The organism is Bradyrhizobium sp., assembly GCF_047605465.1.
GTDB lineage: Bacteria > Pseudomonadota > Alphaproteobacteria > Rhizobiales > Xanthobacteraceae > Bradyrhizobium.
Map to the genome: position 1 here is coordinate 1 of NZ_JASGFS010000128.1, position 3,494 is coordinate 3,494.

A 3,494-nucleotide genomic window follows, 5' to 3' on the forward strand; every position below is an offset into this window, starting at 1 on the left:
CGCCGATGTAGACGATGTTGTCGTTCTTCAGGCAGTTCGCCGAACGCACCGACAATTCGAGCTCGTCCACCTTCTTGAGCAGCGCCGGGTTGAAGGCGAGCTCGGGGATCGAGCTTGCCGCCTCTTCGCGGCGCGGCTCCTCGAAATTCACGAAGACATTGAGCTGGTCCTGCAGGATGCGCGCGGCGTAGGCCACCGAATCCTCGGGCGAGATCGCGCCGTTGGTCTCCACCGTCATCGTCAGCTTGTCATAGTCGAGAACCTGGCCCTCGCGGGTGTTCTCGATGCGATAGCTGACCTTCTTGACCGGCGAATAGAGCGAGTCGACCGGGATGAGGCCGATCGGCGCGTCCTCGGCGCGGTTGCGCTCGGCCGGCACGTAACCCTTGCCGGTCGCGACGGTGAATTCCATGCGGATTTCGGCGCCGTCATCGAGCGTGCAGATCACGAGGTTCGGGTTGAGCACCTGAATATCGCCGGGGGTGGCGATATCGCCCGCCGTCACCTGCCCGGGGCCCTGCTTCTTCAGCGTCATGCGCTTTGGTCCATCGCCCTGCATCTTGATGGCGATGTCCTTGATGTTGAGGACGATGTCGGTCACGTCCTCGCGCACGCCCGGAATGGACGAGAATTCATGCAGCACGCCGTCGATGTGCACGGACGTGATCGCCGCGCCCTGCAGCGACGAGAGCAGGATGCGCCGCAGCGCATTGCCGAGCGTGAGGCCAAAGCCGCGCTCCAGAGGCTCGGCGACGATGGTCGCCATGCGCTTGGAATCGTCGCCGAGAGCGATCTCGAGCTTGTTCGGCTTGATGAGCTCTTGCCAGTTCTTCTGAATGGTCATGGTCTTCCTGTGCTGTTGAGCGCCGGCATATCGGTCCGTCGACCATGGCTTGGGCGCTGCAAGTCGCAATTTTCGCGCGCAGGACCCGTCGGCCCTGCGCGCGAAGCTCGATAAAATCAGACGCGGCGACGCTTGCGCGGGCGGCAGCCGTTGTGCGGGATCGGCGTCACGTCGCGGATCGAGGTGACGGTGAAGCCCGCCGCCTGCAGCGCGCGCAGCGCGGATTCGCGACCCGAACCCGGGCCGGAAACTTCGACTTCCAGCGTGCGCATTCCGTGTTCGGCGGCCTTGCGGGCGGCGTCCTCGGCGGCCATCTGCGCGGCGTAGGGCGTCGACTTGCGCGAGCCCTTGAAGCCCATCGTGCCGGCCGACGACCAGGAGATCGTGTTGCCCTGCGCGTCGGTGATCGTGATCATCGTGTTGTTGAACGAGGAATTCACGTGGGCGACGCCCGAAACGATATTCTTGCGTTCGCGGCGGCGAACGCGGGTGGTGTCCTTGGCCATGTCTAAGGGTCCTTCTGGCGCGCCCGTGATCCCAGGCGCTCGGGATGCGATCGGCTGAGCCGATCAGGTGGTCCCCGCTTGCGCGGGATTAAGCCGGAACCGCCATTGCAAGGAGTGAACCGACGAAGCCATCCAGCAAGACTGGCGTGGCTCCGGATCGCTTCGCTGCGCTTGCGATGACGGGCGCGGAATTACTTCTTCTTGCCGGCGATCGGCTTCGCCTTGCCCTTGCGGGTGCGGGCGTTGGTGTGCGTGCGCTGGCCGCGGACGGGCAGCTGGCGGCGATGGCGCAGGCCGCGATAGCAGCCCAGGTCCATCAGGCGCTTGATGTTCATCGCGACTTCGCGGCGCAGGTCGCCTTCCACGATGTAATCGCGGTCGATGGCCTCGCGGATCTGGAGCACTTCGGCGTCGGTCAGCTGCGAAACGCGGCGTTCGGCCGGGATCGAGACCTTCTCGCAGATCTCCTTGGCCTTCTGGGCGCCGATGCCGTGGATATACTGGAGCGCGATGATCACGCGCTTGTTCGTCGGAATATTGACGCCCGCAATACGAGCCATTTCAACTCTCCATGTGGTGGGCGGCCAGCGTTTCCGCAAGCGCCCCGGTTGTTGTCCCCGCGTCCGGTGGAGGCCGGCCCATGCGGGAGGTTATGTCCGAAGCGCAAAAGCCCGGCGTCCCCAGGAAGGGGCCATCGGGCAGCGATCGCTTCGGATGCGCGGTGTGTAAGGGGGATGGCGGGCGGGGTCAACAAAAAAAGCGCCTCTAGCGCTTATTCGAAACCAAAAGAATCCCGCAAGATTTTGAATAATTGCCGCGCGGCTTTTTCATCCAATTGAATTGTCTGGCTCTGCTTCCCGTGCATCTTCCGGTCGTCAGAACCGAAGGTGTCAATCTGGACAATCGGAGCGCGATCCGGCGCTCCGAAGACTCGAATATTGGCGTCCACTTCCGTGGGATGGCGTTTGCCTTTGGGCTCAACGACTCGAAACGACTTGATGACAGCCATTGAGTCTCTCCCCTACCCCGCCAACACCCCGTCCAGCGCCTTCGTGACAGCGTCGATCGGCGCCATGCCGTCAACTGTCTTCAACTCGCCGATCTTCGCGTAATAGGCCGACACCGGCGCCGTCTGCTCGCGGTAGGCGTCGAGGCGGATCTTGAAGCTTTCCGGGTTGTCGTCGGCGCGGACCACGCCACCGGCCGCGACCGTCTCGCGAGCGCGGTTCTCGATGCGGGCGAGCAACGCCTTTTCGTCGACCTTGAGTTCGACGACCGCGTCGAGCTGCATCTTCTCGGCGTCCAGCAGCGCGGTCAGCGCCTCGGCCTGCGCGACCGTGCGCGGAAAACCATCGAGGATGAAGCCCTTGGCGGCGTCGGCTTCCTTGATGCGGTCCTTGATGATGCCGATCACGATCTCGTCCGAGACGAGGCCGCCCGCCTCCATCACCGCCTTGGCCTTGAGGCCGACCGGGGTGCCGGCCTTGACCGCCGCGCGCAGCATGTCGCCGGTGGAGAGCTGGGGAATGCCGAACTTCTCGACCAGACGCGCCGCCTGCGTGCCCTTGCCCGCGCCGGGCGGTCCCAGAAGTATCAGCCTCATTTCTTCCTCCCGCGCAGCTTGGCTTTGCGCACAAGCCCTTCGTATTGATGCGCCTGCAGGTGGCCGTGGATCTGGGCCACCGTGTCCATGGTCACGCTGACCACGATCAGCAGCGACGTGCCTCCGAAATAGAACGGCATGCCCGCCTGCGATATTAGCAATTCGGGTATCAGGCAGATGACCGCCAGATAGGCCGCGCCGATCACCGTGATGCGCATCAGCACCTGGTCGATATATTGCGCGGTGCGCTCGCCCGGACGGATGCCGGGAATGAAGCCGCCGTGCTTCTTGAGATTGTCGGCGGTGTCGACCGGATTGAACACGATCGCCGTGTAGAAGAAGGCGAAGAAGACGATCAGGGCCACGTAGAGCATCATGTAGAGCGGCCGGCCGTGGCCGAGCAGCTGCGCGACCGTGCCGAAGATGCCTGATGGCGCGGCATTCTGCGAGAAATTCGCGATCGTCGTCGGCAGCAGCAGCAGCGAGGAGGCGAAGATCGGCGGAATGACGCCGGCGGTGTTGAGCTTCAGCGGCAGGAACG

The 3,494-nt window shown here is 63.9% G+C and carries 6 protein-coding genes; all 6 read right to left on the reverse strand.

The features are described from left to right. Window positions 1-844, reverse strand: an 844-nt coding sequence (locus QM712_RS36120; RefSeq protein ID WP_415027915.1) for a DNA-directed RNA polymerase subunit alpha, incomplete at its 3' end; no start/stop codon positions are given. Between the two features lie 116 nt (window positions 845-960). Further along, window positions 961-1,350 carry a 30S ribosomal protein S11 gene (rpsK, locus tag QM712_RS36125; RefSeq protein WP_415027916.1) on the reverse strand — a complete coding sequence of 130 codons (390 nt, stop codon included), beginning with the start codon at window positions 1,348-1,350 and terminating at the stop codon, window positions 961-963. A 191-nt stretch (window positions 1,351-1,541) separates the two neighbouring features. Then, complete coding sequence (rpsM, locus tag QM712_RS36130) at window positions 1,542-1,910, reverse strand: 30S ribosomal protein S13 (RefSeq protein WP_415027917.1); 369 nt, start codon at window positions 1,908-1,910, stop codon at window positions 1,542-1,544. 212 nt (window positions 1,911-2,122) lie between these two features. Then, on the reverse strand, window positions 2,123-2,359 hold the full coding sequence (locus QM712_RS36135; RefSeq protein WP_415027918.1) for a methionyl-tRNA formyltransferase: 237 nt from the start codon (window positions 2,357-2,359) through the stop codon (window positions 2,123-2,125). Window positions 2,360-2,371: 12 nt separating this feature from the next. Further along, window positions 2,372-2,953, reverse strand: a complete 582-nt coding sequence (locus QM712_RS36140; RefSeq protein WP_415027919.1) for an adenylate kinase — start codon at window positions 2,951-2,953, stop codon at window positions 2,372-2,374. Beyond that, window positions 2,950-3,494, reverse strand: a 545-nt coding sequence (locus QM712_RS36145; RefSeq protein ID WP_415027920.1) for a preprotein translocase subunit SecY, incomplete at its 5' end; no start/stop codon positions are given. The genes QM712_RS36145 and QM712_RS36140, both read right to left, overlap by 4 nt.

Bases quoted from the DNA above. Each gene is read 5' to 3' on its own strand.
- rpsK (WP_415027916.1), bottom strand. From the start codon at position 1,350: ATGGCCAAGGACACCACCCGCGTTCGCCGCCGCGAACGCAAGAATATC.
- rpsM (WP_415027917.1), bottom strand. From the start codon at position 1,910: ATGGCTCGTATTGCGGGCGTCAATATTCCGACGAACAAGCGCGTGATC.
- QM712_RS36135 (WP_415027918.1), bottom strand. From the start codon at position 2,359: ATGGCTGTCATCAAGTCGTTTCGAGTCGTTGAGCCCAAAGGCAAACGC.
- QM712_RS36140 (WP_415027919.1), bottom strand. From the start codon at position 2,953: ATGAGGCTGATACTTCTGGGACCGCCCGGCGCGGGCAAGGGCACGCAG.